Source organism: Janthinobacterium sp. GMG2 (genome assembly GCF_033949445.1).
Lineage (GTDB): Bacteria > Pseudomonadota > Gammaproteobacteria > Burkholderiales > Burkholderiaceae_D > Janthinobacterium > Janthinobacterium aestuarii.
In genome coordinates this window covers 285,543-308,203 of sequence record NZ_JAXAWA010000007.1, presented here as the reverse complement: position 1 = coordinate 308,203, position 22,661 = coordinate 285,543, and the positions used below count along the sequence as shown (strand labels likewise).

19 protein-coding genes are annotated in these 22,661 nt (G+C 65.6%); 10 read left to right on the top strand and 9 right to left on the bottom strand.

The features are described from left to right. Positions 1-30 precede the first annotated feature (30 nt). Both SKZ59_RS23560 and SKZ59_RS23555 read right to left on the bottom strand, forming a co-directional pair. Positions 31-1,311, bottom strand: a complete 1,281-nt coding sequence (locus tag SKZ59_RS23560) for an arsenic transporter (RefSeq protein WP_319993102.1) — start codon at positions 1,309-1,311, stop codon at positions 31-33. 117 nt (positions 1,312-1,428) lie between these two features. Continuing rightward, positions 1,429-3,078 (bottom strand): DUF4394 domain-containing protein, encoded by a 1,650-nt coding sequence (locus SKZ59_RS23555; protein WP_319993101.1) that lies wholly within the window; start codon positions 3,076-3,078, stop codon positions 1,429-1,431. A gap of 194 nt (positions 3,079-3,272) precedes the next feature. On the opposite strand from SKZ59_RS23555, the gene SKZ59_RS23550 reads away from it, so the two are divergent. After that, positions 3,273-3,560 carry a DUF6150 family protein gene (locus tag SKZ59_RS23550; protein WP_319993100.1) on the top strand — a complete coding sequence of 96 codons (288 nt, stop codon included), beginning with the start codon at positions 3,273-3,275 and terminating at the stop codon, positions 3,558-3,560. A gap of 21 nt (positions 3,561-3,581) precedes the next feature. Beyond that, positions 3,582-4,151 (top strand): Hcp family type VI secretion system effector, encoded by a 570-nt coding sequence (locus SKZ59_RS23545; protein WP_072453861.1) that lies wholly within the window; start codon positions 3,582-3,584, stop codon positions 4,149-4,151. Between the two features lie 9 nt (positions 4,152-4,160). Here the strand turns inward: SKZ59_RS23545 and SKZ59_RS23540 are convergent, their stop codons facing one another. Genes SKZ59_RS23540 through SKZ59_RS23530 form a run of 3 tightly spaced genes read right to left on the bottom strand, consistent with a single transcriptional unit; the run spans position 4,161 to position 9,871 of the window. Next, positions 4,161-5,534, bottom strand: coding sequence for an efflux transporter outer membrane subunit (locus tag SKZ59_RS23540; RefSeq protein WP_319993099.1), 1,374 nt, complete (start codon positions 5,532-5,534; stop codon positions 4,161-4,163). Continuing rightward, positions 5,534-8,680, bottom strand: coding sequence for an efflux RND transporter permease subunit (locus tag SKZ59_RS23535; protein ID WP_319993098.1), 3,147 nt, complete (start codon positions 8,678-8,680; stop codon positions 5,534-5,536). The genes SKZ59_RS23540 and SKZ59_RS23535 overlap by 1 nt, the downstream gene beginning before the upstream one ends. 33 nt (positions 8,681-8,713) lie before the next feature. After that, positions 8,714-9,871 carry an efflux RND transporter periplasmic adaptor subunit gene (locus tag SKZ59_RS23530; protein ID WP_319993097.1) on the bottom strand — a complete coding sequence of 386 codons (1,158 nt, stop codon included), beginning with the start codon at positions 9,869-9,871 and terminating at the stop codon, positions 8,714-8,716. Positions 9,872-10,005: 134 nt separating this feature from the next. Between SKZ59_RS23530 and SKZ59_RS23525 the strand changes: the two genes are divergently transcribed. Together SKZ59_RS23525 and SKZ59_RS23520 are read left to right on the top strand one after the other, a co-directional pair. Continuing rightward, positions 10,006-10,761, top strand: coding sequence for a response regulator (locus tag SKZ59_RS23525; RefSeq protein WP_072453865.1), 756 nt, complete (start codon positions 10,006-10,008; stop codon positions 10,759-10,761). Further along, a complete protein-coding gene (locus tag SKZ59_RS23520) occupies positions 10,761-11,846 on the top strand; it encodes an ATP-binding protein (protein WP_319993096.1) in 1,086 nt (361 codons plus the stop codon). Before SKZ59_RS23525 ends, SKZ59_RS23520 begins: the two co-directional genes overlap by 1 nt. Here SKZ59_RS23520 and SKZ59_RS23515 read toward each other — a convergent pair whose 3' ends face one another. Then, positions 11,847-12,731, bottom strand: coding sequence for a LysR family transcriptional regulator (locus tag SKZ59_RS23515; RefSeq protein ID WP_319993095.1), 885 nt, complete (start codon positions 12,729-12,731; stop codon positions 11,847-11,849). Between the two features lie 102 nt (positions 12,732-12,833). On the opposite strand from SKZ59_RS23515, the gene SKZ59_RS23510 reads away from it, so the two are divergent. Then, positions 12,834-13,832: an aldo/keto reductase gene (locus tag SKZ59_RS23510; protein ID WP_319993094.1), complete on the top strand. Its 999-nt coding sequence runs from the start codon at positions 12,834-12,836 to the stop codon at positions 13,830-13,832. A gap of 120 nt (positions 13,833-13,952) precedes the next feature. Continuing rightward, positions 13,953-14,591 (top strand): NAD(P)H-dependent oxidoreductase, encoded by a 639-nt coding sequence (locus tag SKZ59_RS23505; RefSeq protein ID WP_070306009.1) that lies wholly within the window; start codon positions 13,953-13,955, stop codon positions 14,589-14,591. A 55-nt stretch (positions 14,592-14,646) separates the two neighbouring features. Here SKZ59_RS23505 and SKZ59_RS23500 read toward each other — a convergent pair whose 3' ends face one another. Further along, positions 14,647-15,957 (bottom strand): ATP-binding protein, encoded by a 1,311-nt coding sequence (locus SKZ59_RS23500; RefSeq protein WP_319993093.1) that lies wholly within the window; start codon positions 15,955-15,957, stop codon positions 14,647-14,649. Continuing rightward, positions 15,951-16,616: a response regulator transcription factor gene (locus SKZ59_RS23495; protein ID WP_034754799.1), complete on the bottom strand. Its 666-nt coding sequence runs from the start codon at positions 16,614-16,616 to the stop codon at positions 15,951-15,953. Before SKZ59_RS23495 ends, SKZ59_RS23500 begins: the two co-directional genes overlap by 7 nt. A 186-nt stretch (positions 16,617-16,802) precedes the next feature. Between SKZ59_RS23495 and SKZ59_RS23490 the strand changes: the two genes are divergently transcribed. The 3 genes from SKZ59_RS23490 to SKZ59_RS23480 all read left to right on the top strand — a co-directional run bounded on the left by SKZ59_RS23490 (position 16,803) and on the right by SKZ59_RS23480 (position 21,179). Beyond that, positions 16,803-18,668, top strand: a complete 1,866-nt coding sequence (locus SKZ59_RS23490; RefSeq protein WP_319993092.1) for a LodA/GoxA family CTQ-dependent oxidase — start codon at positions 16,803-16,805, stop codon at positions 18,666-18,668. Continuing rightward, on the top strand, positions 18,665-19,759 hold the full coding sequence (locus tag SKZ59_RS23485) for a tryptophan 7-halogenase (RefSeq protein WP_319993091.1): 1,095 nt from the start codon (positions 18,665-18,667) through the stop codon (positions 19,757-19,759). Before SKZ59_RS23490 ends, SKZ59_RS23485 begins: the two co-directional genes overlap by 4 nt. Positions 19,760-19,979: 220 nt before the next feature. After that, the gene (locus SKZ59_RS23480) at positions 19,980-21,179 is read left to right on the top strand and encodes a YbfB/YjiJ family MFS transporter (protein ID WP_319993090.1); all 1,200 of its coding nucleotides are present in this window, start codon (positions 19,980-19,982) and stop codon (positions 21,177-21,179) included. A 23-nt stretch (positions 21,180-21,202) separates the two neighbouring features. On the opposite strand, the gene SKZ59_RS23475 is transcribed toward SKZ59_RS23480, so the two are convergent. Then, positions 21,203-21,562: a cupin domain-containing protein gene (locus SKZ59_RS23475; RefSeq protein WP_319993089.1), complete on the bottom strand. Its 360-nt coding sequence runs from the start codon at positions 21,560-21,562 to the stop codon at positions 21,203-21,205. Between the two features lie 230 nt (positions 21,563-21,792). On the opposite strand from SKZ59_RS23475, the gene SKZ59_RS23470 reads away from it, so the two are divergent. Then, complete coding sequence (locus tag SKZ59_RS23470) at positions 21,793-22,326, top strand: ankyrin repeat domain-containing protein (protein WP_413774593.1); 534 nt, start codon at positions 21,793-21,795, stop codon at positions 22,324-22,326. Positions 22,327-22,661: the final 335 nt, after the last annotated feature.

The window sequence follows — 22,661 nt, the reverse complement described above, 5'->3', positions numbered from 1 at the left end:
TCGTCTAGTAAACTATCCCCTGCTCCGCCATCACCCCAGGCGCAGCGCCAGCGCGGCCAGGGTCACGAGCAGCACGGGCACGGTCAGCACGATGCCGACGCGGAAATAGTATCCCCAGGAAATGTGGATATTCTTGCTGTCGAGCACGTGCAGCCACAGCAAGGTAGCCAGGCTGCCGATGGGCGTGATCTTCGGTCCCAGGTCGCTGCCGATGACGTTCGCGTAGATCATCGCTTCGCGCACGGCTCCCTGCGCCGTCGTCGGATCGATGGCCAGCGCGCCCACGAGCACCGTCGGCAAGTTGTTCATCACGGACGACAACAAGGCCGTCAGCACACCCGTGCCCATGGCCGCGCCCCACACGCCGTACTGCGCAAAGTGGTTCAGCATGCCCGTCAGGTAAGCCGTCAAGCCAGCATTGCGCAAGCCGTACACGACCAGATACATGCCCAGCGAAAAAACGACGATCTGCCACGGCGCATGGCGCAGCACGTGGCGCGTGGAAATCACGTGGCCCTTGCCGGCCACCACCAGCAGCAGCGCGGCGCCCACGGCCGCGATCAGGCTGATGGGCACGCCCAGGCGCTCCTGCGAGAAAAATCCCACCAGCAGCAGCGCCAGCACCAGCCAGCCGGCGCGGAAGGTAGCCAGGTCGCGGATGGCGGCGTCAGGGCGTTTCAGCTGCGCGACTTCGTAGTCGCGGGGGATATCCTTGCGGAAAAAGAGCAGCAAGGCGGCCAGGGTCGCCAGCACGGCGACGACATTGACTGGCGCCATCACGGACGCGTACTCGGCAAAACCGATCTTGAAGAAATCGGCCGAAACGATATTGACCAGGTTCGACACTACGAGCGGCAGACTGGCCGTGTCGGCGATGAAGCCGGCCGCCATCACGTAGGCCAGGGTGGCCCTGGCGGAAAATTTCAGCGCGCGCAGCATGGCGATGACGATGGGCGTCAGGATCAGCGCGGCACCGTCATTGGCGAACACGGCCGAGACGAGCGCGCCCAGCAAGACCAGCAGCACAAACAGTTTTCTGCCGCTGCCCCCGCCCCAGCGCGCCACGTGCAGCGCGGCCCATTCAAAGAAGCCGGCCGCATCCAGCAGCAAGCTGATGATGATCACGGCCACGAAGGTGCCCGTGGCGTTCCACACGATATGCCAGACGACGGGAATGTCGCCCCAGTGGATCACGCCGGCCAGCAAGGCGACACAGGCGCCGATGACGGCGCTCCAGCCGATGCCCAGGCCGCGCGGCTGCCAGATAACGAGGATTAAGGTGGCGAGGAAGATGAGGAAAGCGGTGAGCATGGGGCGAGGTTCCGGGTATGCGGCATCGCGGGCACCATGCGCCGCAGCCATTGAATATCAACAACAATTCTATAATACTGGAATTATTGAATCAAAGCAAAGCTGCGGCGTACTTCCTTACTTGAGCGCGATGGCAATATCCACCAGCCCCACCGCCCCATTGCCGATGGCGGAAGCGGCCGGCGTGGCCGCACCGCCGCTCAGCACGGCCCCACCCGTCGCCAGGTCGATGCGGTACAGCGAGCTCGGTCCCGTGGCCGACGTGCGCAAGGCCGCCAGGGCCAGGCCGTTGGCGCCGCCCGCGATATCGAAGCCCACGTCGCCCGCCACCGCCACGCCAAGCGCGCCGACATTCACCAAAGTGCCGTCGTTTGGCGGATTTTGCAGGGCGAGCGAGGCGCTGGCGGTGTCGATATCGAACAGCATGGTCGCCGTCGTGCCGGCAAAGCTGTTGGTATAGGCGGCGGCTGTCACGCTAGGCGCGGCGCCCGCGCGGTTGACTGTACCGTCGGTGGTGGTGGCGCCCGTGTCGACATTGATGCGCAGGCTTTGTCCCGCGTTGCCGATCACGCGCAGGCGGTCGGCGACGGGATTGAAGTCGACGCCAAAGGCCGTGCCCGCGATGGCCGTGTACGGCGCGGTGACGTCCAATGCATCGGCGGCCAGCGTCGCCTTGACGGTGGCCGCACCCGTGGCCGGGTCGATGGTGACGATGCGCCCCGTCGACGATATCCCGTACAGCAAGCCATCCTTGGGACGGATGTCAAAGCCCAGCAGGCGCTCGCCTGCCGCCAGGCCCGTCACGGCCACGTTGGCATCGAGGGTGTTCGGCGTGGCCGTCTTGAAGGTGACGATGCGGGTGTCGTCCGTCAAGCCGTAGGCGATAGGCGCGGCCGGCGCTTTCAGGGCGATACCGCGCAGCTCTTCCGCCGCGCCGATGGCCGCCACCAGAGTCGCCGGCGCCGTGGTGGCGGCCAGGTTCAAGATGTACAGGTTGCGCGCGCCGGCCACCGTCATGACGGCGTAGCCCGTATTCGTGCGCGCATCGATGTCGAAGCCGGCCACGCCGGTGGCCGCCACGCCCAGCGGCACGGCGCCGGCCAGGGTGCCGTTGTTCGGCGGATTTTGCGTGTACAGGGTGGCGTTGGCCGCATCGATGACAAATAAGGTGGTGCTGGCCGTGCCGGCAAAGCTGTTGGTATAGGCGGCCGCCGTGATGGCCGTATTCGCTGCACCACCGTTGATATTGCCATCTGTCGTGGTGGCGCCCGTATCGACATTGATGCGCAGGCTCTGGCCCGTGTTGCTGACGATGCGCAGGCGGTCGGCGACGGGGTTGAAATCGACGCCGAACTCCGTACCGGCCAGCGTCGTGTACGGGGCCGTCGCATCGGCTGCATCGGCTGCCAGGGTCGCTTTCACGGTGGCGGCGCCCGTCACGCCATTCAGGGTGTAGATGCGGCCCGTGCTGCCGACGCCATACAGCTGGCCATCGGCGGGACGGAAATCGATGCCCAGCAGGTTTTCGCCGGCCTGCAGGCCCGTCACTGTCGCCGTGGTGCGGATGGTGGCCGGCGTGGCACGGTCAAACGACAGCAGCTTGTTGCTGGCGGTGAGCACGAAGACGTCGCCGGCCACCACCACGGGCGGCGGTGGCGTGACGACAACATCGTCGTGGTCGCTGCCGCCGCCGCAAGCGGACAAGGTCATGGCGACGGCGGAAACAAGCAGCAGCTTGGCGTATGGCAAGGTTGGCAGTGGTGACATGGTCGTGGTCCCGATAGAGTGAGTGGAGGTGCCGCTCATGCCGCCGTTGCGGCGAGCGCACCCCTGTACTACTCGCCGTGCCCGCGTTTGGATGCAGTGATGCAAAAAAATTTATTTCGGCGCAATTTATGCTTGTGTTTAGGCAACTTAATCGGTGTATAGTCGCAGGCACGATTGAAACTGGGGTCAGGAAAGTGGCGCGCATCTATCAGACCAACAACATGGGCGAAGCCGACGTGCGGGTGGCCATCGCGCAGCGTGGCAGCGCCGACTTGCTGGTACACCGCGTGGCCAGCTGGGGTCTGGCGCATGGCGACGCACAGTGGTTCATCACCCGTGAGCGCCAGGATGCAACGGCCAGCGTGTATTTCACCTCGCCAGGCTTCGCGCAGCTGACCATCAGTTTTGTCGACCACGCCAGCGAAGCGGGTTGGACCCGGCCACATCGGCTCAAGGGCTGCCTGTCGCACGGCGGCAGCTGACATCAAGCGGAGGAGCTCGTCATGGATTTGATTTTGCTGGAACCCGGCAACGGGGAACTCGTGTTCGGCAAGACGCCGGACGGTGGCAATGCCGGCATCGACGCGATCTGGCGCGACGCCGCTGCGCTGCAGGGCATGGGACCATGCATCGAGCTGGTCTCGCTGCACCAGGGCATGAAGCAGCAAATAACGACGGACGTCAGCAATTCTGCGCGCACGTCGGGGCGGCCCGTGATCACGGAATTTACCTGTGTCAAATATGTCGACCGGACCTCGGTCAACTTGTACGACCTGTGCCTGCGCGCCAAGCCGCTGGGCACCGGCACGGACCAGCCAACCAAGCTCTACATCGCCCGCAACTCGGGCGACAAGACGGCCAACATCATGACCATTTGGCTGCGCGACGCCATCATCAGCGAAATCCAGCTGCAAACCCATCCCGATGACATGCCGACCGAGCAGTTCAAGCTGAATTTCACGGAAATCCTCTGGAGCCACAGCGTGCAGCAGGCCGACGGCAAGCCCGGCCCCCAACACACGACAGGCTGGAGCCTGGCGCGCAATCGGCCCATCGGCGCTTTCACGGGCTAAGCAAAGCGCCTACTCCTCCAGCCCTCCCCCCAGCGCCTTGTACAAGGCCACGGCCGACTTGAACTGGTCGCGCCGTGCGTCAAGCAAGGCTTGCTGCGCCGCATACGACTGTCGCTGCGCGTCGAGCAATTCCAGGCGGCTGTCCTGGCCCGCGTCGTAGCGCAGCTGCGACAGGCGCTGGCGCTGCTGCGCCGCCACCACCACGCGCTGTTGGGCATCGATCTGCTGCGCGTACGTGGCGCTGCCGGCCAGGCCGTCGCGCACTTCACGAAACGCCACCTGGATCGCCTGTTCGTACTGCAGCACGGCCACGTCCTTGCGCAGGCGCGACAGCTGCAGTTCCGCGCGCAGCTGGCCGCCCTGGAACAGCGGCTGCGTCACTTGCGGCGCGAACGACCAGCTGCGCGCGCTGCCGCGGAACAGGTCACCAAGCTCCGGGCTGGCAAAACCCAGCGACGCCGTCAGGGACAGGCGCGGGAAGAAGGCGGCGCGCGCGGCGCCGATTTCCGCATTCGCCGCCACCAGCGCATATTCCGCCTGCAGGATGTCTGGGCGGCGCGCCAGCAAGTCCGACGGCAGGCCGGGCGGCAGCTGCGTCAGCACGGGCTGGCCATCAAGTGCGCGGCCAGCCGGCAAATCGGCGGGCAGCGGCGCGCCGAGCAGCAATTCCAGGTTGTTGCGCGCCAGGGCACTGGCCCGTTCGCGCGCCTGCACGTCCGCCTCCGCCGTGGCGGCCTGCCCTTGCGCCTGCGCCACGTCCAGGCCGCTGCCCTGCTGCGCGCCATGCAAGCGCTGCGTCAGCACCAGCGCCTGGCGCCAGTCGAGCAGGGTTTGCCGGGCCAGCGCCAGCTGTTCCTCGGCCAGCCGCTGTTCCAGATACGCGTCGGCCACGGCGCCGATCAGGGCCATGCGCGCGGCGCGCTGGCCCTGCTGCGTGGCCAGGTAGCGGGCAAACGCGGCGTCCGACAGGGAACGCAGGCGGCCAAACAGATCGATCTCGAACGCGCTCATGGCGATGCCGGCCGTGAATTGGTTTTGCGTCACCGCATCGGCGCCGCGCTGGCGCACGCCGCCAGCATTGGCGCCGATGGCCGGATAGCGGCCCGCATCCTGGATCTGGTACTGGGCCCGCACGGCTTCGACGTTGAGGGCCGCCACGCGCAAATCGCGGTTGTTTTCCAGCGCGATGTCGACCAGGCGCTGCAGGCGCGCATCGAGCAGCATCTGGCGCCAGCCCAGGTCCGCCGCAGTGTCCACACTGCCCGGTGCGGAGACCTCGGCATACGCTGCAGGGATCGGCGCCGCCGGCTTGACCAGCGGCGGCGTCAAGGAACACGCCGACAAGGCCAGCGCGGCCAGGGGTGTCATAAAGAATAAACGCATTACAACTCTCCTTCCACCGTCTTGACGGCGATGCGATGACTGCGTTTGTTGAAATAGCTGCTCATCTTGTCGACGGCGCCCAGCACCACGACAAAGAACACGGGCACGAAAAACACGGCCAGCACGGTGGCGGTGATCATGCCGCCGAAGACGCCCGTGCCGATCGCGTGCTGCGTCTCGGCGCTGGCGCCCGTGGCCAGCATCAGCGGCACGACGCCCAGCGCGAACGCCAGCGACGTCATCAAAATCGGACGCAAGCGCAAGCGGGCCGCTTCCACCGTCGCCTCGACCAAGCCCTTGCCTTGCGCCTGCAGCTGGCGCGCATATTCGACGATCAAAATGGCGTTCTTCGCCGACAGGCCGATGATCGTGATCATGCCCACCTTGAAGAACACATCGTTCGGCATGCCGCGCAACATCACGGCCAGCACGGCGCCCAGCAAGCCCAAAGGCACGACCAGCATCACGGAGACGGGAATCGACCAGCTTTCATACAGGGCCGCCAGCACGAGGAAGACCACCAGCATCGACAGCGCCATCAGCATGGGCGCCTGCGAGGCCGATTCCTTCTCTTGCAGCGACTGGCCCGTCCACGCCAGCGCGAAGCCCGGTGGCAGCTGTTTCACGAGCCGTTCCATTTCCAGCATGGCGTCTCCGCTCGATACGCCCGGCGCCGCGCTGCCCGAAATGCGCGCCGCAGGGTAACCCTGGTAGCGCACCAGTTGCAGCGGCGATTCGCTCCACACGGGACGCACCAGTTCGCCCAGCGCCACCATGCCGCCCGCGTTATTGCGAATGCGCAGGGCCAGCACGTCGTTCAACTGCATGCGCGACGGCGCATCGGCCTGGATGATCACCTGCTGCATGCGGCCGGCATTCGGGAAATCATTGACATAGGTCGAGCCCATGGCAGCCGTCAGCATGTCGGCAATGGCCGTAAACGACACGCCCAGCGCTTCGGCCTTGGTGCGGTCGATGTCGAGGCGCACGCTGGCGCCCGGTGGCAAGCCATCCGGATACACGCCCGCCACCTTGCCGCTTTGCGCAGCCAGGCCCAGCAACTGGTTCTGCGCCGCCTGTAAGGCAGCGACACCCTGGTTGGCGCGGTCTTGCAGGCGCATGGAAAAGCCGGACGAGTTGCCCAGTTCATCGATGGCGGGCGGCATCAGGCTCATGATCATGCCCTCCTTCGCCTGCGACATGGCCGCCTGCGCCAGCGCCACTTCTTCCTGCGCCGTGGCGCCGTTGCGCTCTTTCCAGTCCTTCAGCATGGTGAACGCCAGGCCCGCATTCGGCCCCGCGCCGGAAAAGCTGAAACCGAGAATAGACTGGTTCACTTCGATGCCGGGCCGCGTGGCCACGTGCTGCTCGTACATCTTGACGACGTCGAGCGTGCGCTCCATCGTCGCGTCGGACGGCAGCTGGATCGAGGTGATGAAGTATCCCTGGTCTTCCTCGGGCAAGAAGGCCGACGGCAACTGCATGAAGGCCACGCCCAGCGCCGCGACGATAGCGCCATACAGCACCATCGAGCGGCCCGCGCGTTTCACCATCGCCACCACGCCCTTTTCATAGCGCGTCGTCATGCGCTCAAAACCGCGGTCGAACCACAGGAAGAAGCCCTTCTTGTCATGGTCGTGCGGACCGATCGGTTTGAGCATGGTCGCGCACAGGGCCGGCGTCAGTGTCAAGGCCAGGAACGCCGAGAACAGGATGGACACGGCCATGGCCAGGGTGAACTGGCGATAGATCGCACCGACGGAGCCGCTGGCCAGCGCCATCGGGATGAACACGGCCGTCAGCACCAGGGTGATGCCCACTACCGCCCCGGTGATTTCGCGCATCGCTTTCGACGTCGCTTCCTTCGGCGACAAGCCTTCGGTCGCCATCAGGCGCTCGACGGCTTCCACCACGACGATGGCGTCATCGACGATAATGCCGATGGCCAGCACCATGCCAAACATGGTCAGCACGTTGACGGAATAGCCGGCCATCAGCATGACCGTGAAGGTGCCCATCAGGGCGATCGGCGCGACGATGGCGGGAATCAGCGTGTAGCGTATCTTTTGCAGGAACAGATACATGACGAGGAAGACCAGCACCATCGCTTCCAGCAAGGTGATGACGACCTTCTCGATCGAGATCTTCACGAACGGCGCCGTATCGAACGGTACCGAATACTTGATTCCGGCCGGCATGGTATGCGCCAGTTCGGCCATGCGCGCGCGCACGGCGCTGGCCGTCTGCACGGCGTTGGCGCCGGGCGACAGCATGATGGCGGCGCCCGACGCGGCTTGCCCGTTTTCGCGGATGCTGAAGTTGAAGCTTTGCGCGCCTAGCGACACTTTCGCCACGTCGCCGATCGTCACTTTCGAGCCATCCGCATTCGCGCGCAGCACGATGGCGGCAAATTCGGCCGGCGTCTGCAGCTGGCCCTGCACCGTCAGCGGAATGGTCACGCGCTGGCCGTGCACGGCGGGCGAGTCGCCGAGGCGGCCCGGGGCGATCTGCGCATTTTGCTGCGCGATGGCGGCCGTCAGCTCGCCCATGGCGATGTTGTACGACACCAGCTTGGCCGGATCGACCCAGATGCGCATGGCCCGCTCGGAGCCGAACAGCTGCACCTTGCCCACGCCGGGAATGCGGCGCAGTTCTTCCGTCACGTTGCGCGCCAGGTAGTCGCCCAGCGCCACTTCATCGTGCTGGCCATTGTCGGAAATCAGGCTGACGATCATCAGGAAGCCGGACGACGCCGATTCCACCGTCAAGCCGTTTTGCCGCACGGCTTGCGGCAGGCGCGGTTCGATGGCTTTCAGGCGGTTTTGCACGTCCACCTGCGCCATTTCCGGATCCGTTCCCGGCTGGAAGGTGACGGTGATCGAGGCCGAACCCGACGTATCGGTGGACGACTCGAAATACAGCAGGTGCTTGACGCCCGACAGTTCGCGTTCGATCAGGCCGACCACGGAATCGTTCATGGTTTGCGGCGTGGCGCCAGGATAGTTGGCGCTGATGCTGACACTGGGCGGCGCCACCGAGGGGAAGCGCGCAATCGGCAATTGCGGTATGGCGATCAGTCCGAACAGGACGATGAAGACCGCCACCACCCACGCAAAAACGGGGCGGTTGATGAAAAATTGAGGCATGTCGTTAGGCTTTCATGGTATTCAAATGGCGCATCAATGCGCCTTGGCGGCGGCCGCCGTTGCCACGACAGCCGGCTTCCACGGTTGCGGCGCGGCGGTGGCGCCCGGCTGCAGGCGCTCCTGGCCTTCGATGACGACGGTTTCTCCCGCTTTCAGGCCGCCGTTGACCACGTACTGGTGGTCGATCACGTCGCCCACGGCGATCGTTTTCAGGCTCGCTTTGTTCGTGCCATCGAGCACCCAGGCCTGCGCCTGGCCGCCGCTGCTGTGCAAGACGGCTTGCTGCGGCAGCAGCACGCCATTTTCCTGCACGGCGCGGGCGATGCGCGCGCGCACGAACATGCCTGGCAAGAGCTGGCGCTGCGGATTGTCGACCAGCACGCGGACGACGGCGTCGCCCGTGCCCGCATCGACGCTGATGCCCGAGAACAGAATGCGGCCCGTGACGGGATGCGGCTGGCCATCGGCGCCTAAAATGGTCACGGGCAGCTTGTCCGCTCCCCCGTTGCCCGAGGCTTGCAAGGCTGCCAGCGCGGCGGCCGGCTGGCGCACGTCGACGTACACCTTGTCGATCTGCTGAATGCGCGCCATCGGCGTCGCATCGGCCAGGCCCACGAGCGCGCCTTCCGTCACCAGTTCGGAGCCGATGCGCCCGGCAATCGGCGCCTCGATGCTGGCAAAAGCCAGGTCCAGGCGGCGGCGCGCCAGGGCGGCACGCGCCTGCGCCACGGTGGCCACGGCCTGCTCGCGCTGGGCCACGGCGTCGTCATACGCCTGGCGGCTGATGGCGTCCGCCTCCACCAGCGGTTTTAACCTGTCGGCCTGGCTGCTGGCGCGCTTCGCCGTGGCCACCGCATGCTGCAAGGAGGCGGCGGCCGAATCGACGTCCGCCTGGAATGGCGCCGGGTTCAGCTGGAACAGCTTCTGCCCCGCTTTCACTTCGGCGCCCTGCTCGAACTGGCGGCGCAGCACGATGCCGCCCACCTGCGGGCGGATATCGGCCGTGCGGAAGGCGGCCACCCTGCCCGGCAATTCATCGCTGAGGACGACGGGCGCCGCTTGCAGCTTGAGCACGGTGACGGCGGCGGGCGGCGCCGCACCTTCTTCCGGCGCGGGTTTGGAACAGGCGGCAAGGCTGAGCAGTGCCGCGGCGATCAACATGTTTTTCTTGGTGAGGTGGCTCGGATGCATGGTCTTTCTCTATGGCAGATCCCAACCGGCGGTCCGGTCGACAGATAGGCCGCAGCATAAAAGCCTTGCATGGATGTTCCGTCAAAGAAATGTGGAGATTCGATGGAGACAGCGAAGAATGCTAGACTAATTGCATGAACTATCATCACAGCGCCAGCCAGCCCTCCTTCCTTGCCACCACGCCGCCTTCCGCCCTCGTCCTGATCGCCGAAGATGAACCGCAAATCGCCCGCATCCTCGCCGGTTACCTCGAGCGCGACGGCTACCGCACGGCCTTCGCGCACGATGGCCAGGAAGCGCTGAACCAGCACCTGGCATTGGCGCCGGACCTGCTGCTGCTCGACGTGCAAATGCCCAGGGTCGATGGCTGGGGCGTGCTGGCGGAAGTGCGCCGGCGCGGCGAAACGCCCGTCATCATGCTGACGGCCCGCGACCAGGATGCCGATAAACTGGCCGCCCTGCGCGTGGGCGCCGACGACTACATCATCAAGCCCTTCAATCCGGCCGAAGTGGTGGCGCGCGTGGCCGCCGTGCTGCGCCGCTCGCGCGTGCGCCACCACCCGGTGGGCGGCCAGCGCCTGCGCTGCGGCCCCATCGAAATCGACCAGGAAACGTATGTGGCCAGCGTGCTGCAGGATGGCATGGCCCAGCCTCTCATGCTCAGCCTGACGTTGACGGAGTTCCGCCTGCTGGCGCACCTGGCGCGCACGCCGCGCCGCGTTTGCAGCCGCCTGGAATTGCTCGAGTCGTGCATGCCTGAGAGCAATTCGATGGAACGCACGGTGGACAGCCACGTCAGCAAGCTGCGCAAGAAGCTGGAAGAAGCGGGCGTGATGAACATGCCGGCCAGCCTGCGCGGCGTGGGCTACCGTCTCGAAAGCGAGCTCTGATGCGCTTCACAGGCCTGAACCGGCAGATCATCCTGTCGATGTCCGTGCTGATGGTGTGCAGCATCCTGATCATCTGGATCGGTTCCTGGACCTTCTTCGCCATCGCCTTCAAGATCGATCCCGGCATGCTGTCCGAGCCCGACGACTGGTCGCCCAGCACGGTCGAGTGGCTGTGGATCTTCGCCATCACCATCTTCGGCCTGGGCCTGGCCGCGTTTTTCGCCCTCAAGCTGGCCGCGCGCATCCTCAAACCGATCAATTCCGTGATGGACAGCGTGCGCCGCGTGGCCCATGGCGACCTGTCCGCGCGCGCGTTCGCCGGCGACCGCAGCCTGGGCGAGACAGCCATGCTGGTCGACAACTTCAACAGCATGGCCGAGCGCCTGCAGCGGGGAGCGCAGGAAAGCGAAACGTGGAATGCGGCCATCGCGCACGAACTGCGCACGCCCGTGACCATCCTGCGCGGCACCTTGCAAGGCGTCGTCGATGGCGTGTTCAAGCCCGAGGAAGTGCCGTTTTCCAGCCTGCTGGCGCAAGTGGAAGACCTGGGCCGGCTGATCGAGGACTTGCGCACCCTGAGCCTGGCCGACAGCGGCCACATGCAACTGCGCATGGCGTGGACGGACCTGACCCTGGAAATCGAGGAAGTGGGCCGGTTGCTGGCGCAGGAAATGGAAGCGGCCGGTTTTACCTTGCAGCTGCACCTGTCCGACCATCCCGTCTGCTGCGACGCGGCACGCATCCGGCAAATCGTGCTGGCCCTGCTCGACAACGCGCGCCGCTATGCGCACCCGGGCCTGCTGCGCGTGCGCACCCGCGTGCAGGCCGGCCAGTATTACCTGAGCGTCGAGGACGCGGGCCCCGGCATTGCCGAGGAATTGGCGCCGCACGTGTTCGAAGCCTTCCGCCGCGGCGACAGCGCCAGGGTCGACCTGAACGCGGGCAGCGGCCTGGGCCTGGCCGTGGTCGAAGCCATCGCGCGCGCGCATGGCGGCAGCGCCGTCTGCACGCGTGGCAAGGCGGGCGGCAGTCTGTTCACCATCAAGTGGCCGGTCGAGCATACCGCGCCGCCGCCCGCCGGCTAACTACGCCGGCGCGCGCAGCATGTCGACAAAGGCGCGCAAGACGGCCGGCATCTGGCGCCGGCTCGGGTAATACAGGAAGTAACGGGGCGGCGGCGGCAGGCAACTCTCCAGCACGCACGCCAGGCGCCCCGCCGCGATATCGGCGCGCGCATCGGCCTCGTACACATAGGCCAGTCCCGCGCCATCGCGGGCCGCGCGCAGCATCAGTTCATCGTCATCGAACACCAGCGGGCCGCCGACGGCGATGCTGAAGCCCTCGCCTGCCTGCTCGAACTCCCACGCATACTGGCGCCCGCTGGGAAAGCGCCGGCCTATGCAGGCGTGGCTCAGCAGCGCGCGCGGCGTGCTTGGTGCGCCATGCACGGCCAGGTAGGCGGGCGACGCCACCACCACGAACGGCTGCGGCGCGCCGACAGGCACGGCGATCATGTCGGCCGCCACCTGCTCGCCGAAGCGAATGCCCGCGTCAAAACCATCGCGCACGATATCGATCATGCCGTCGTCGGTCACCACTTCCACCTGCACGCGCGGATAGCGGGCGACAAAACTGGCCAGCATGGGCGCAAGCAGCAAGCGCGCGGCGGGACGGGGCACGTTCAGGCGCAGCTTGCCTGCCGGCACATCCTGCAAGGTGCTCAGGTCCAGCAAGGCATCGTCGATTTCGCGCATGGCCGGCGCCAGCCGCGCCAGCAGCAGCTGCCCCGCCTCGGTCGGCGTGACGCTGCGCGTGGTGCGGTTCAGCAGGCGCACGCCCAGCCGCTCTTCCAGCGCGCGCAGCGCATGGCTGAGGGCGGAGGCGGATACGCCCCGTTCCAGGGCCGCCTTGCGGAAGCTGCGCAGGCGGGCGACGGCGGCAAAGGCCGTCAATTCATTGAGGTCAGCCATTATTCATGAGTTTCATTCAGCAATACATGCAGGATAAGCTATCTTATCGCATGCTGTGCGCCCGCCCATACTCTGTGTTCCAACTATTAACGAGGAATGACAATGGAACACAGAACACTGGGCAACTCCGGCTTGCGCGTCGCCCCCATCGGCCTGGGCTGCATGGGCATGAGCTTTGCCTACGGCGGCGCGGACGAGGCCACCTCGCTGCGCGTGCTGCACCGCGCCGTGGAACTGGGCGTGACCCTGATCGACACGGCGGAAGTCTATGGCCCCTATGCCAACGAGGACTTGGTAGGCCGCGCCCTGAAGGAACTGCGCGGCAAGGTCAGCATCGCCACCAAGTTCGGCTTCAAGATCTTGCCCCATGGCCAGGGCGTGGAACGCATGGCGGGTGTCGACAGCCGCCCCGAGCACATCGTCCAGGCCGTGGAAGCGTCGCTGTCCAGGCTCGGCATCGAGTGCATCGACTTGCTGTACCAGCACCGCGTGGACCCCGCCGTGCCCATCGAAGACGTGGTGGGCGCCATGGCCGGTCTGGTGCGGGCAGGCAAGGTGCGCCACCTGGGGCTGTCGGAAGTGTCGGCCGCCACCCTGCGCCGCGCCCATGCCGTGCATCCGATCGCCGCCGTCCAGTCCGAATATTCGCTGTGGAGCCGCGACGTGGAAGCCGAGGTGCTGCCCGCCTGCCGGGAACTGGGCATCGGCTTCGTGCCCTACAGCCCGCTGGGCCGGGGCTTCCTGACTGGCCAGCTGAACTCCAGCGCCGCGCTGGCACCAGACGACTACCGCCACAGCCTGCCACGCTTCCAGCCGTCCGCGATGGCGGCCAACGGGCACCTCGTTGCCGAACTGCAGCGTCTGGCGGCCGCACGCGGCGCCACGGCGGCGCAACTGGCGCTGGCCTGGCTGCTGGCGCAAGGTACTGACATCGTGCCAATACCGGGCGCCCGCAGCCTGGCGCACCTGGCAGAGAATGTGGCCGCCGGCCAAATCACATTGAGCGAAAGCGAGCTGGCCGCCATCGGCGCAGCCATCGCGCCCGCCAGCGTGCAGGGTGCGCGCTACCCGGACGTAGAGCTTGCCATGGTTGGCCTGTAGACAACCATGCTGGAGTGCGCTAACTTGAGTATGACAAGCAATTCTTTGCCCCTTTGCACTTGAAATGCCCGAATCCGCTATCATTTCCAGTCTGAACTATTCATTATGAAAGGGATTTACATGTCCGATTTGCTCGAAACACTGCAATGGCGCTACGCCACCAAGAAAATGGACCCGACGAAAACGGTGCCGCAAGACAAGGTCGAGCGCATTCTGGAAGCCGTGCGCCTGACGGCCAGCTCCAGCGGACTGCATCCTTACGAAGTCTTCGTCGTGACGAATCCGGCCCTGCGCGAGCAGATCAAGCCGCATGCGTGGAACCAGTCGCAAGTGACGGACGCCTCGCATCTGCTGGTGTTTGCTGCCTGGGACAATTACACAGTCGAACGCATCAACAAGATGTTTGACCTGGTCAACACCGTGCGCGGCTTCAAGAATGAAGGCTGGGAAGCGTACCGCCAGCAAATCCTCGCCACCTACCCGCAGCGCGATGCGGAAACCAACTACCAGCACGCGGCGCGCCAGGCCTATATCGGCGTGGGCACGGCCCTGATCGCCGCGGCGCAGGAAAAAGTCGATTCGACGCCGATGGAAGGTTTTGATCCGGCCAAGGTCGACGAGATCCTGGGCTTGCGCGAAAAAGGCCTGCGTTCCGTCGTCATGCTGCCGCTCGGCTACCGCGCCGACGAAGGCGACTGGCTGGTGGACCTGAAAAAAGTGCGCCCTGCGCGCGAGCAATTCATCACCGAGCTGGCCTAAGCGCTTCGCCCGTGACTGAAAAGCGGATGCCTTCACCGGCATCCGCTTTTTTCATTCAGGCCGCCTGCGGAAAACGCACCGTCACCTGCAATCCCCGTCCCGCCTCCCCTTCGGCCAGCGCGATATCGGCCTGGTGGTGCTCGGCGATGTGGCGCACGATGGACAGGCCCAGGCCGCAGCCCCAGGCGTCATTCCCGTCGGGGCGGAAGAAGCGGTCGAACAGGCGCGCATGGTGCTGTTGCGGCACGCCGGGGCCGTTGTCGGACACGCGCAGCAGCGGTCTGCCCTCTTCCAGCACCGCCTGCAAATCGACCCTGCCGCCCTGCTGCGTGTAGCGCAAGGCGTTGTCGATCAGGTTATTCAGCAACACTTGCAGGCCGTCGGGATCGGCTTGCACCAGTACTCTGGCCGGCGGGGCTTCCACCACGCCCAGGTCGATGTCGCGGCTATCGGCCAGCGCGCTGTGGTCGGCCACGGCCGCTTCCAGCAATTGCCCCAGGTCCACTGTGTGCAGCTGGCTGGCCGTCAGCGCCGTTTCATGCCGTGCCAGGCTGAGCAGTTGCCGCACGAGGTGCGTGCTGCGGTCCAGCCGTTCGTGCAGCCGCGCCAGCGCCACGCGGCGTTCTTCCTCGCTGCCGGCCCGCTCGGCCACCTGCAGCTGCAATTTCAGCGCCGTCAGCGGCGAGCGCAATTCATGCGCCGCATCGGCAACAAAGGTGCGCTGCGCCGTCAACGCCGCTTCGAACTGCCCCATCAAACTATTCAACGCCAGCGCCACGGGGCGCAGTTCGGGCGGCATGTCGTCGGCCGCCAGCGGCGTCAAGGCGTCCGGCGAGCGACCCGCCACGGATTCGGCCAGCCGGTGCAGCGGCGCCAGCGCGCGCCCCACGACGACGACGATCAGCAGCGCCAGGATCAGCGCGAACACCAGCAGCGGGGCGCCGGCGCGCATGGTCATCTGCCAGGCCAGCTGGTCGCGCACGGCCTGCGCCTGCGCCACCTGCACGTAGCGGCCGCGCCGCGTTTCGCCGTACAGGCGCCAGTCCTCGCCGTGCAGCACGACATCGGCAAAGCCGGCCAGCGCATAGCGCGGCAATGCCGGCTGGCCCTGCAGGACGGGCAAGGGCTGGCCGTCCTCGTCCCACGCCTGCAGCACGAACGCTTCTTCCGGATCTTGCGCGGCGACCAGGCCCGCCTGCGGCTCGAACTCGTCGGGCAAGGCCACGGCCAGCTGGCGCAGCTGCAGGTCGGCCAGTTCATTGGTTTCTTCCAGCAGCGAGCGGAACAGCGAAATGCCGGCGCCGAGCACGCACAGCAAGGTGGCGGCCAGCAAGCCGAGCAGCAACTGGCGGCGGATGGTCAGCATGCCGCCACCCGCATCTTGTAGCCCACGCCGCGCACGGTCTGGATGCAGTCCGCGCCGAACTTCTTGCGCAGCTGGTATACGTACACGTCGACGGTATTGCTTTCCACTTCGCAATCCCATCCATACAGTTTTTCGCTCAGCTGGCGCTTCGACACCACCTTGCCCGGATGGTCGAGCAAGGCGCGCAGCACGGAAAACTCGCGCGGCGGCAATTTGATCAGTTCCCCCTCGAACGTGACGTCGTGGCTGGCCAAATCGAGTATCAGCGCGCCATGCTCGATGACGGAGCGCGAACGGCTGACCCGGCGCCGCAGCAAGGCGCGGATGCGCGCCAGCAGCTCGTCGAGGTCGAACGGCTTGACCAGGTAATCGTCGGCGCCGCTGTCGAGCCCGTCGACGCGGGCCGGTGTGCCGTCGCGCGCCGTGATGATCAGCACGGGCAACTCGGCGCCCCGCGCACGCATGCTGCGCAGCACGTCCATGCCCTGCTTGCCGGGCAAGCCCAGGTCCAGCAGCATCAAATCGTAGGCGAAACCGGCCAGCGCCAGCTCCGCATCGTGGCCGTCGCGCACCCAGTCCACGGCATAGCACTCGCCGCGCAAACCCTCGACCAGGCTTTCCCCGATCATCGGATCGTCTTCCACCAGCAACACGCGCACCTGGACCTCTCGCAGTCTTGAAAATACCGCTATCTTAACGTGGCTGGAAAAAGCTGGCCTGGCCGCCGCAGCAGCATGTGTCCGGCGCCCGTCGCAGGAATTCAAGATGCGGTGACTATGTGCGCATTTGGCGCGTTTTTTATGCGGTATATTTTCCTTCCCTCCACGCATCTGGAAAGGCACGCCATGTCCAGTTCCACCCAAGATACCGTCATCGTCAAGGCGGCGATTTATCCGCCCATCGGCATTGCCCGCGTGGGCAACAGCCCCAGCGAATACTTTCTGGGACCGGAAGTGCCGGAACCGGCGGCGCGGCCGGCCGGCTACTACCGCGATGCGTCCGGGGCCATCAAGCGCCAGGCGGCAAGCTTTCGCATCTACGGTCTGAATGCCGCCGGCGTGGCCGTGGCCGAATTGAACGCCGGCAATGCCGACATCGAATGGTCCGTCACCCTGGCCAACACCAAGGCGGCGTGGTACCAGTTCCAGATCGCGCTCGATATTCCGGAAGCGCATGTCACCCAGCCCTCGTTCCTGCGCAACATGGCCGTCACCGACCGCGCAGCGCTTTCCATCACGCCGGGCGAGCGCAAGATCAGCGGCAAGGAACAGCCGGCCGTCGCCTTCGACAGCGGCAGCTTCCTGGGCACGCCCGTCTACCTGGGTGAATTGCGCACGGATGCCATGGGACGGCTGATCGTGCTGGGCGGCCATGGCAAGTCGGCCTCGTGGAATGGCGCGCGCGCCATCACCTTCGCCAACAACGAAGGCTGGCATGACGACACGTCCGACGGCCCCGTCTGCGCCACCGTCCACTATCAGGGTCAGGCCTTGCCCGTCGACATGGCCTGGGTGGTCGTCGCGCCGCCCGACTACGCGCCGCAGCAAAAGTCCGTGCGCACGATGTGGGACTTGATGCGCGACTTGTTTGTTTCCGAAGGCAAAATTACCGCACCGGCCGTTCCCTCGTTCCAGGACGATATCCGCCCCATATTCGAGCGCCTGTCGAACCTGCAATGGGTCAACGCCGGCTTCGCGGCCGCCTTCGGCTGGGACGGCAGCACGCCGTTCAGCCGCGACGAGTGGATGGCGCGCCTGGCCAGCCCGTCCGAAAACCGCAGGGAGTGGCGCAACGTCATCTATAACCAGTTCCGCCAGTTCGAGCGCGACGCCTGGGCGCCATCGCCGTGGCCGTGGCTGTATGGCGATGCGATGGCCATCCCGCCGGCAGACACGCCGCGCCAGAACTGCGCGCTGAGCAACCTGCAATTGCGCTTCCTCAAGCAATGGGCCGACGGCAAGTTCACGGACGACTACGCTCCCGGCAAGGTGCCGCCGCAAAGCCTGGCCGAGGTGGATGTGGCCCAGCAACCGGACACCCTGCTGCGCGCGGCCATGGAATTCTGCCTGGCCGACGCCTTCCACCCCGGCTGCGAAATGACCTGGCCCATGCGCCAGGCCAGCATGTACAGCGCGCCGTTCCGCCTGGCGCACCGGCCGCCCGGCTGGGTCGAGCCCGATTACGGCGCCGTCCTGACGCCGGACAATATCGGCAGCCCCTGCTCGGCGCAGATCGCCGGCGGCGTGACGCGCTGGATGGCCGTGCCATGGCAGACGGACACGGCCAGCTGCCGCTCCGGCTACCAGTCCGATTACGATCCCTATGTACCCACGTTCTGGCCCGCGCGCGTGCCGAACCAGGTGATGAGCAAGCTGGCCTACGACACGGTGATGAACCGCGAAGTGCCCGTCGACGACCGCCTGGCCGCGTTCGCCCGGCGCGCCGCGTGGATACGCCCGCTGGGCAACATCAGCTATGAAGAGCAGATCAACAACATGATCGCCGACCTGGCGCAAGTGGGCGTGGTCGAGGTGCGCCCCGGTCCCACGGACGTGACCGGCTTCCCCTCATTCTTGCAGGTGGAAAACCTGCCGCCGCCGGTAGCCGGCCAGCACCAGTTGCGCGCGGCAGCGGCAATACCGGACGAGTTCGTCGACGTCGACCTGGAAGGCACGGAAAAAGCCCGCCATCTGCAGCGACACCGCTTGTGACCGTGCTGCAGGCCGACGTGCTCATCGTCGGCGCCGGTCCTGCCGGCGCCACGGCCGCCCTGAACCTGGCGGGGCGGCACCGGGTCTTGCTGGTCGACCGGCTGGCCGCCCCGCAGGCGCGCATCGGCGAATCGCTGCCGCCGGCCGCCGCGCGCCTGCTGCAGGACATGGGCTTGCTTGACGCCTTCCTGCGGCAGGGCCATGCGCCCTACCACGGCAACCGCGCCTGGTGGAACGGCGCCTGGACGGAACACCATTTCCTCAGCGATCCCGATGGCCACGGCTGGCACCTGGCGCGCGGCACCTTCGATCTGTGGCTGCGCGACGAGGCACGCCGGCGTAGCGCCGCCCTGCTGGCCGCGGCCACAGTCGCGGGCATCACGCCGGAAAATAGCGGCTGGAGAGTACGGCTGCAAACGCAGCGCGGCCCCTGCGACGCGGCCGCGCGCATCGTCATCGACGCCACGGGACGCAGCGCCCGGCTGGCCCGCAAAGTCGGGGCGCGGCGCCAGCGCGGCGACCGGTTAGTTTCAGTATGGCAATACGGACATGACAGGACGCCATCGACGCGTGGCTTTGCCCACATCGAGGCTTGCGAATACGGCTGGTGGTACAGCGCGCCCCTGCCCTGCCAGCGCCGCGTGCTGGCCCTGCATACGGATGCGGACTTGCTCGCCAACAACGCCCTGCGCGACGCCGGCTGGCTGGAAGCGGCGGCGCGCAAGCTGCCCGCTACGGGGGAATTGCTGGCGCAGCAAGGCTATGCGGCCGATACGCTCGCCATGGCCACGCCCGCGCATACGGCCAGCCTGGACGCCGGTGCCGGCCCAGGCTGGTTCGCCGTCGGCGACGCGGCCCTGAGCTTCGACCCGCTGTCGTCGCAAGGCATCTTTAACGCCCTGTACACGGGCCTGGCCGCCGCCGAGGCAGCCGACCGTACGCTGCAGGGAGAGCTGCAAGCCTACCGGCACTACAATGGGGAACTGGCCGCCATCGGCGCGGCGTACGAACGCCACCTGGCGTACTGCTACGGCCAGGAAACGCGCTGGCCCACGGCACCGTTCTGGAGCCGGCGCGTCCCGGCGCTCTAGCTGGCGCGAAAGGCGAATCTCCACAAGCAATGATAGAAAAATCGCATTGCCTCCCGCCATGTCCAGGCACGTCCCTGCTTGACTTCCCAGGCACGATTCGCTAACTTGGCAGTAAAAAAGCGTGTCGTCAGCGCCCTATGCCACTGTCCCGCACAGACCTTGCCCGCCGGCCTGCCCCGGCGCCAACTCCACGCTTTTCATATAGACGGGTATCCTGGACATGCCGACACACGATCATTCCCCGTCCCATCCGCTGGCCACGGCGCTGGCCCTGTCGCTGGGCGCCGCCGTGGCCCTGGGCCTGTCGCGCTTTTCCTATGGCTTGCTGCTGCCGCCCATGCGCGACGACCTGGGCTGGTCCTACCTGCTGGCCGGGGCCATGAACACGTTTAATGCGCTCGGCTATTTTCTCGGCGCCCTGGCCACGCCGGCGCTGATGCGCCGCCTGGGCGTGTGGCGCTTGCTCATCATTGGTTCCGTGCTGGCCAGCATCTTCATGCTGATGTCGGGCCTCGTCAGCGATACGACCACCCTGTTCCTGCAGCGCGTGTGCGCGGGCGTGGCAAGCGCCTTCATTTTCATCGCTGGCGGCGTGCTGGCGGCGCGGCTCGGCTCCATGCACAGCCAGCACGCCGGCTTCTACATCGGCCTGTATTACGGCGGCACGGGTTTTGGCATCGCGCTGTCGGCCCTGCTGGTGCCGGCCGCATTGGCCGCCGCGCAAGACCACGGCGCCGCACATGCCTGGCAATGGCCATGGCTGGCCCTGGGCATCGCCTGCCTGGCCGCCACCGCCATCATGGCCGTGCCGGCGAAGGCGATCGGCGAAGCGCCGCGCGCCCTCGACACGCCGCGGCGCTTCGCCTGGCGCGACTTTGCCCCCAGCCTGGCCGGCTACTTCATGTTTGGCGTCGGCTACATCGGCTACATGACCTTCGTTATCGCCCTGCTCAAGCAGCAAGGCATGAGCGCCACCTTGATCACCGTGTTCTACACCTTGTTGGGGCTGGCGGTGGTGGCGTCGTCGCGCATCTGGGCGCGCATGCTCGACCGCTACAGGGGCGGCGAATCGCTGGCGATATTGAACGGCGTGCTGGGCGCAGTTACGATCCTGCCCGCGCTGACGAGCTTTGCGCCCGTCGTGTTCATTTCAGGCCTCGTCTTCGGCGCCGTGTTCCTGTCCGTGGTGGCGTCAACCACGGCCCTCGTGCGGCATAACCTGCCACCGCAATCCTGGACGGCCGGCATCAGTGCCTACACGACGGTATTCGCGCTGGGCCAGATCGTTGGCCCCATCGTCGTCGGCTGGATCGCCGACGGCCCCGCCGGACTGGAGCGGGGATTGATCGCCTCGGCCATCGCCCTCTTTATCGGCGCCGCATTGGCATCGCGGCAAAAGGCGCTGGCGGCGGGCGCGTGAGCGGCTGTCTTCAGCTGCCGCCCTTATTGCGGTTTGGCATACCTTGCGACACCGGTGACATCGAACAGGACACAACGCTGATCTCCAACCACCCAGGCATCATGTCCCGGTGGCATATAGAAGACGTCACCCGGTCCATATTCCATCTCGGCGCCATCATTCATCCGTACCACCATCCGCCCCTCGAGAACCATGCCGGTATGCGCTGCCTGGCACGAATCCGTTCCCGCAATCGGTTTGACATGCAGGCTCCAGCGCCAGCCAGGCTCAAATTCGCCGCGCCCCATGGTCTGTTCGCCTAGCGTAAAGACAGCCATCCGGCCGGCTCCGTCCTTGAATGGACGCACTTCGTCCGGTTTGTCGATGGACTTCTTTTCTAACATTGCACTCATGACTCGTCCCCCCTTTTGGAATTTCTGGAAGTATTAAATTTCCGAATCGGAATAACTGACATGATATAAAAATCACATCATTTTCCAATATAGTTTAATAATGGAAATTTACAAGCGGAGCACCTTGTTGCATTTGCCTCAAGTGAGAAGCCGGACTCGTACAATTGACACTTCCCGGCCACTACTTCAATATCCATTTAAACCTTCGCAGAAAGAACATGATGAACACCGATGCACGAAAACTCCCGCCAACGATGGATGCCGAAACCCTGGAATTCATCCAGGGCCTGTTTGCCCTCGTGCGTGAAGGCGACACGCAGCAACTGGGCGCCATGCTTGCCCAAGGCGTGCCGGTCAACTTCCGCAACGAAAAAGGCGACAGCCTGATCATGCTGGCCAGCTACCATGGCCACCTGGAAACGTCGCGCCTGCTGCTCGAAGCGGGCGCCGACGCCAACGTCCCCAACGACCAGGGCCAGACACCGCTGGCCGGCGTGGCCTACAAAGGCTACCTGGACATCGCCGAGCTGCTGCTCAAGCACGGCGCGAATGTGGAAGGCGCCAGCCCGGACGGCAAGACACCGTTGATGATGGCCGCCATGTTCAACCGCCTCACTATCCTCGACCTGCTACTGCAACACGGCGCCCGCATCGATGCCGTGGACAGCCGGGGCATGACCGCCGTCAAGCTGGCCAAGAGCATGAATGCGCAGGAGACGCTGGCTCGGCTGATCAGCTTGGGGCAGATGGCATAGCCGATGCAGATATCGCCAGTAGTTTGCGACAGCCACTAGGCAAAAAAACCTAATAGCCAGAGCTTAGCTGTTTCATTGACCCGGCATTAGCCTACGGTTCTGGACGGGAGATTATTCCCACTCGATGGTCAATGAGGTGGCTAAGCGTTTGATTTTTCAGTGATTTCCAAACCATTCAGTTGCCGATACCCTCAACAATACCCTCACCAGCAAAACCCGTCATTGCCAGTTTGTCGCGGGCGCGAGAGGAGAGGAAAGTCCACTCACTCACAGCAGCCATCAGATTCTTCTGGGCGACGCCGCCTTCATTTCAGCACATCAGCAATCGCAGTGGT

Coding starts and splice junctions, on each gene's coding strand:
- SKZ59_RS23560 (WP_319993102.1), bottom strand. CDS start 1,311: ATGCTCACCGCTTTCCTCATCTTCCTCGCCACCTTAATCCTCGTTATC.
- SKZ59_RS23555 (WP_319993101.1), bottom strand. CDS start 3,078: ATGTCACCACTGCCAACCTTGCCATACGCCAAGCTGCTGCTTGTTTCC.
- SKZ59_RS23545 (WP_072453861.1), top strand. CDS start 3,582: ATGGATTTGATTTTGCTGGAACCCGGCAACGGGGAACTCGTGTTCGGC.
- SKZ59_RS23540 (WP_319993099.1), bottom strand. CDS start 5,534: ATGCGTTTATTCTTTATGACACCCCTGGCCGCGCTGGCCTTGTCGGCG.
- SKZ59_RS23535 (WP_319993098.1), bottom strand. CDS start 8,680: ATGCCTCAATTTTTCATCAACCGCCCCGTTTTTGCGTGGGTGGTGGCG.
- SKZ59_RS23530 (WP_319993097.1), bottom strand. CDS start 9,871: ATGCATCCGAGCCACCTCACCAAGAAAAACATGTTGATCGCCGCGGCA.
- SKZ59_RS23525 (WP_072453865.1), top strand. CDS start 10,006: ATGAACTATCATCACAGCGCCAGCCAGCCCTCCTTCCTTGCCACCACG.
- SKZ59_RS23520 (WP_319993096.1), top strand. CDS start 10,761: ATGCGCTTCACAGGCCTGAACCGGCAGATCATCCTGTCGATGTCCGTG.
- SKZ59_RS23515 (WP_319993095.1), bottom strand. CDS start 12,731: ATGGCTGACCTCAATGAATTGACGGCCTTTGCCGCCGTCGCCCGCCTG.
- SKZ59_RS23510 (WP_319993094.1), top strand. CDS start 12,834: ATGGAACACAGAACACTGGGCAACTCCGGCTTGCGCGTCGCCCCCATC.
- SKZ59_RS23505 (WP_070306009.1), top strand. CDS start 13,953: ATGTCCGATTTGCTCGAAACACTGCAATGGCGCTACGCCACCAAGAAA.
- SKZ59_RS23500 (WP_319993093.1), bottom strand. CDS start 15,957: ATGCTGACCATCCGCCGCCAGTTGCTGCTCGGCTTGCTGGCCGCCACC.
- SKZ59_RS23490 (WP_319993092.1), top strand. CDS start 16,803: ATGTCCAGTTCCACCCAAGATACCGTCATCGTCAAGGCGGCGATTTAT.
- SKZ59_RS23480 (WP_319993090.1), top strand. CDS start 19,980: ATGCCGACACACGATCATTCCCCGTCCCATCCGCTGGCCACGGCGCTG.
- SKZ59_RS23475 (WP_319993089.1), bottom strand. CDS start 21,562: ATGTTAGAAAAGAAGTCCATCGACAAACCGGACGAAGTGCGTCCATTC.
- SKZ59_RS23470 (WP_413774593.1), top strand. CDS start 21,793: ATGAACACCGATGCACGAAAACTCCCGCCAACGATGGATGCCGAAACC.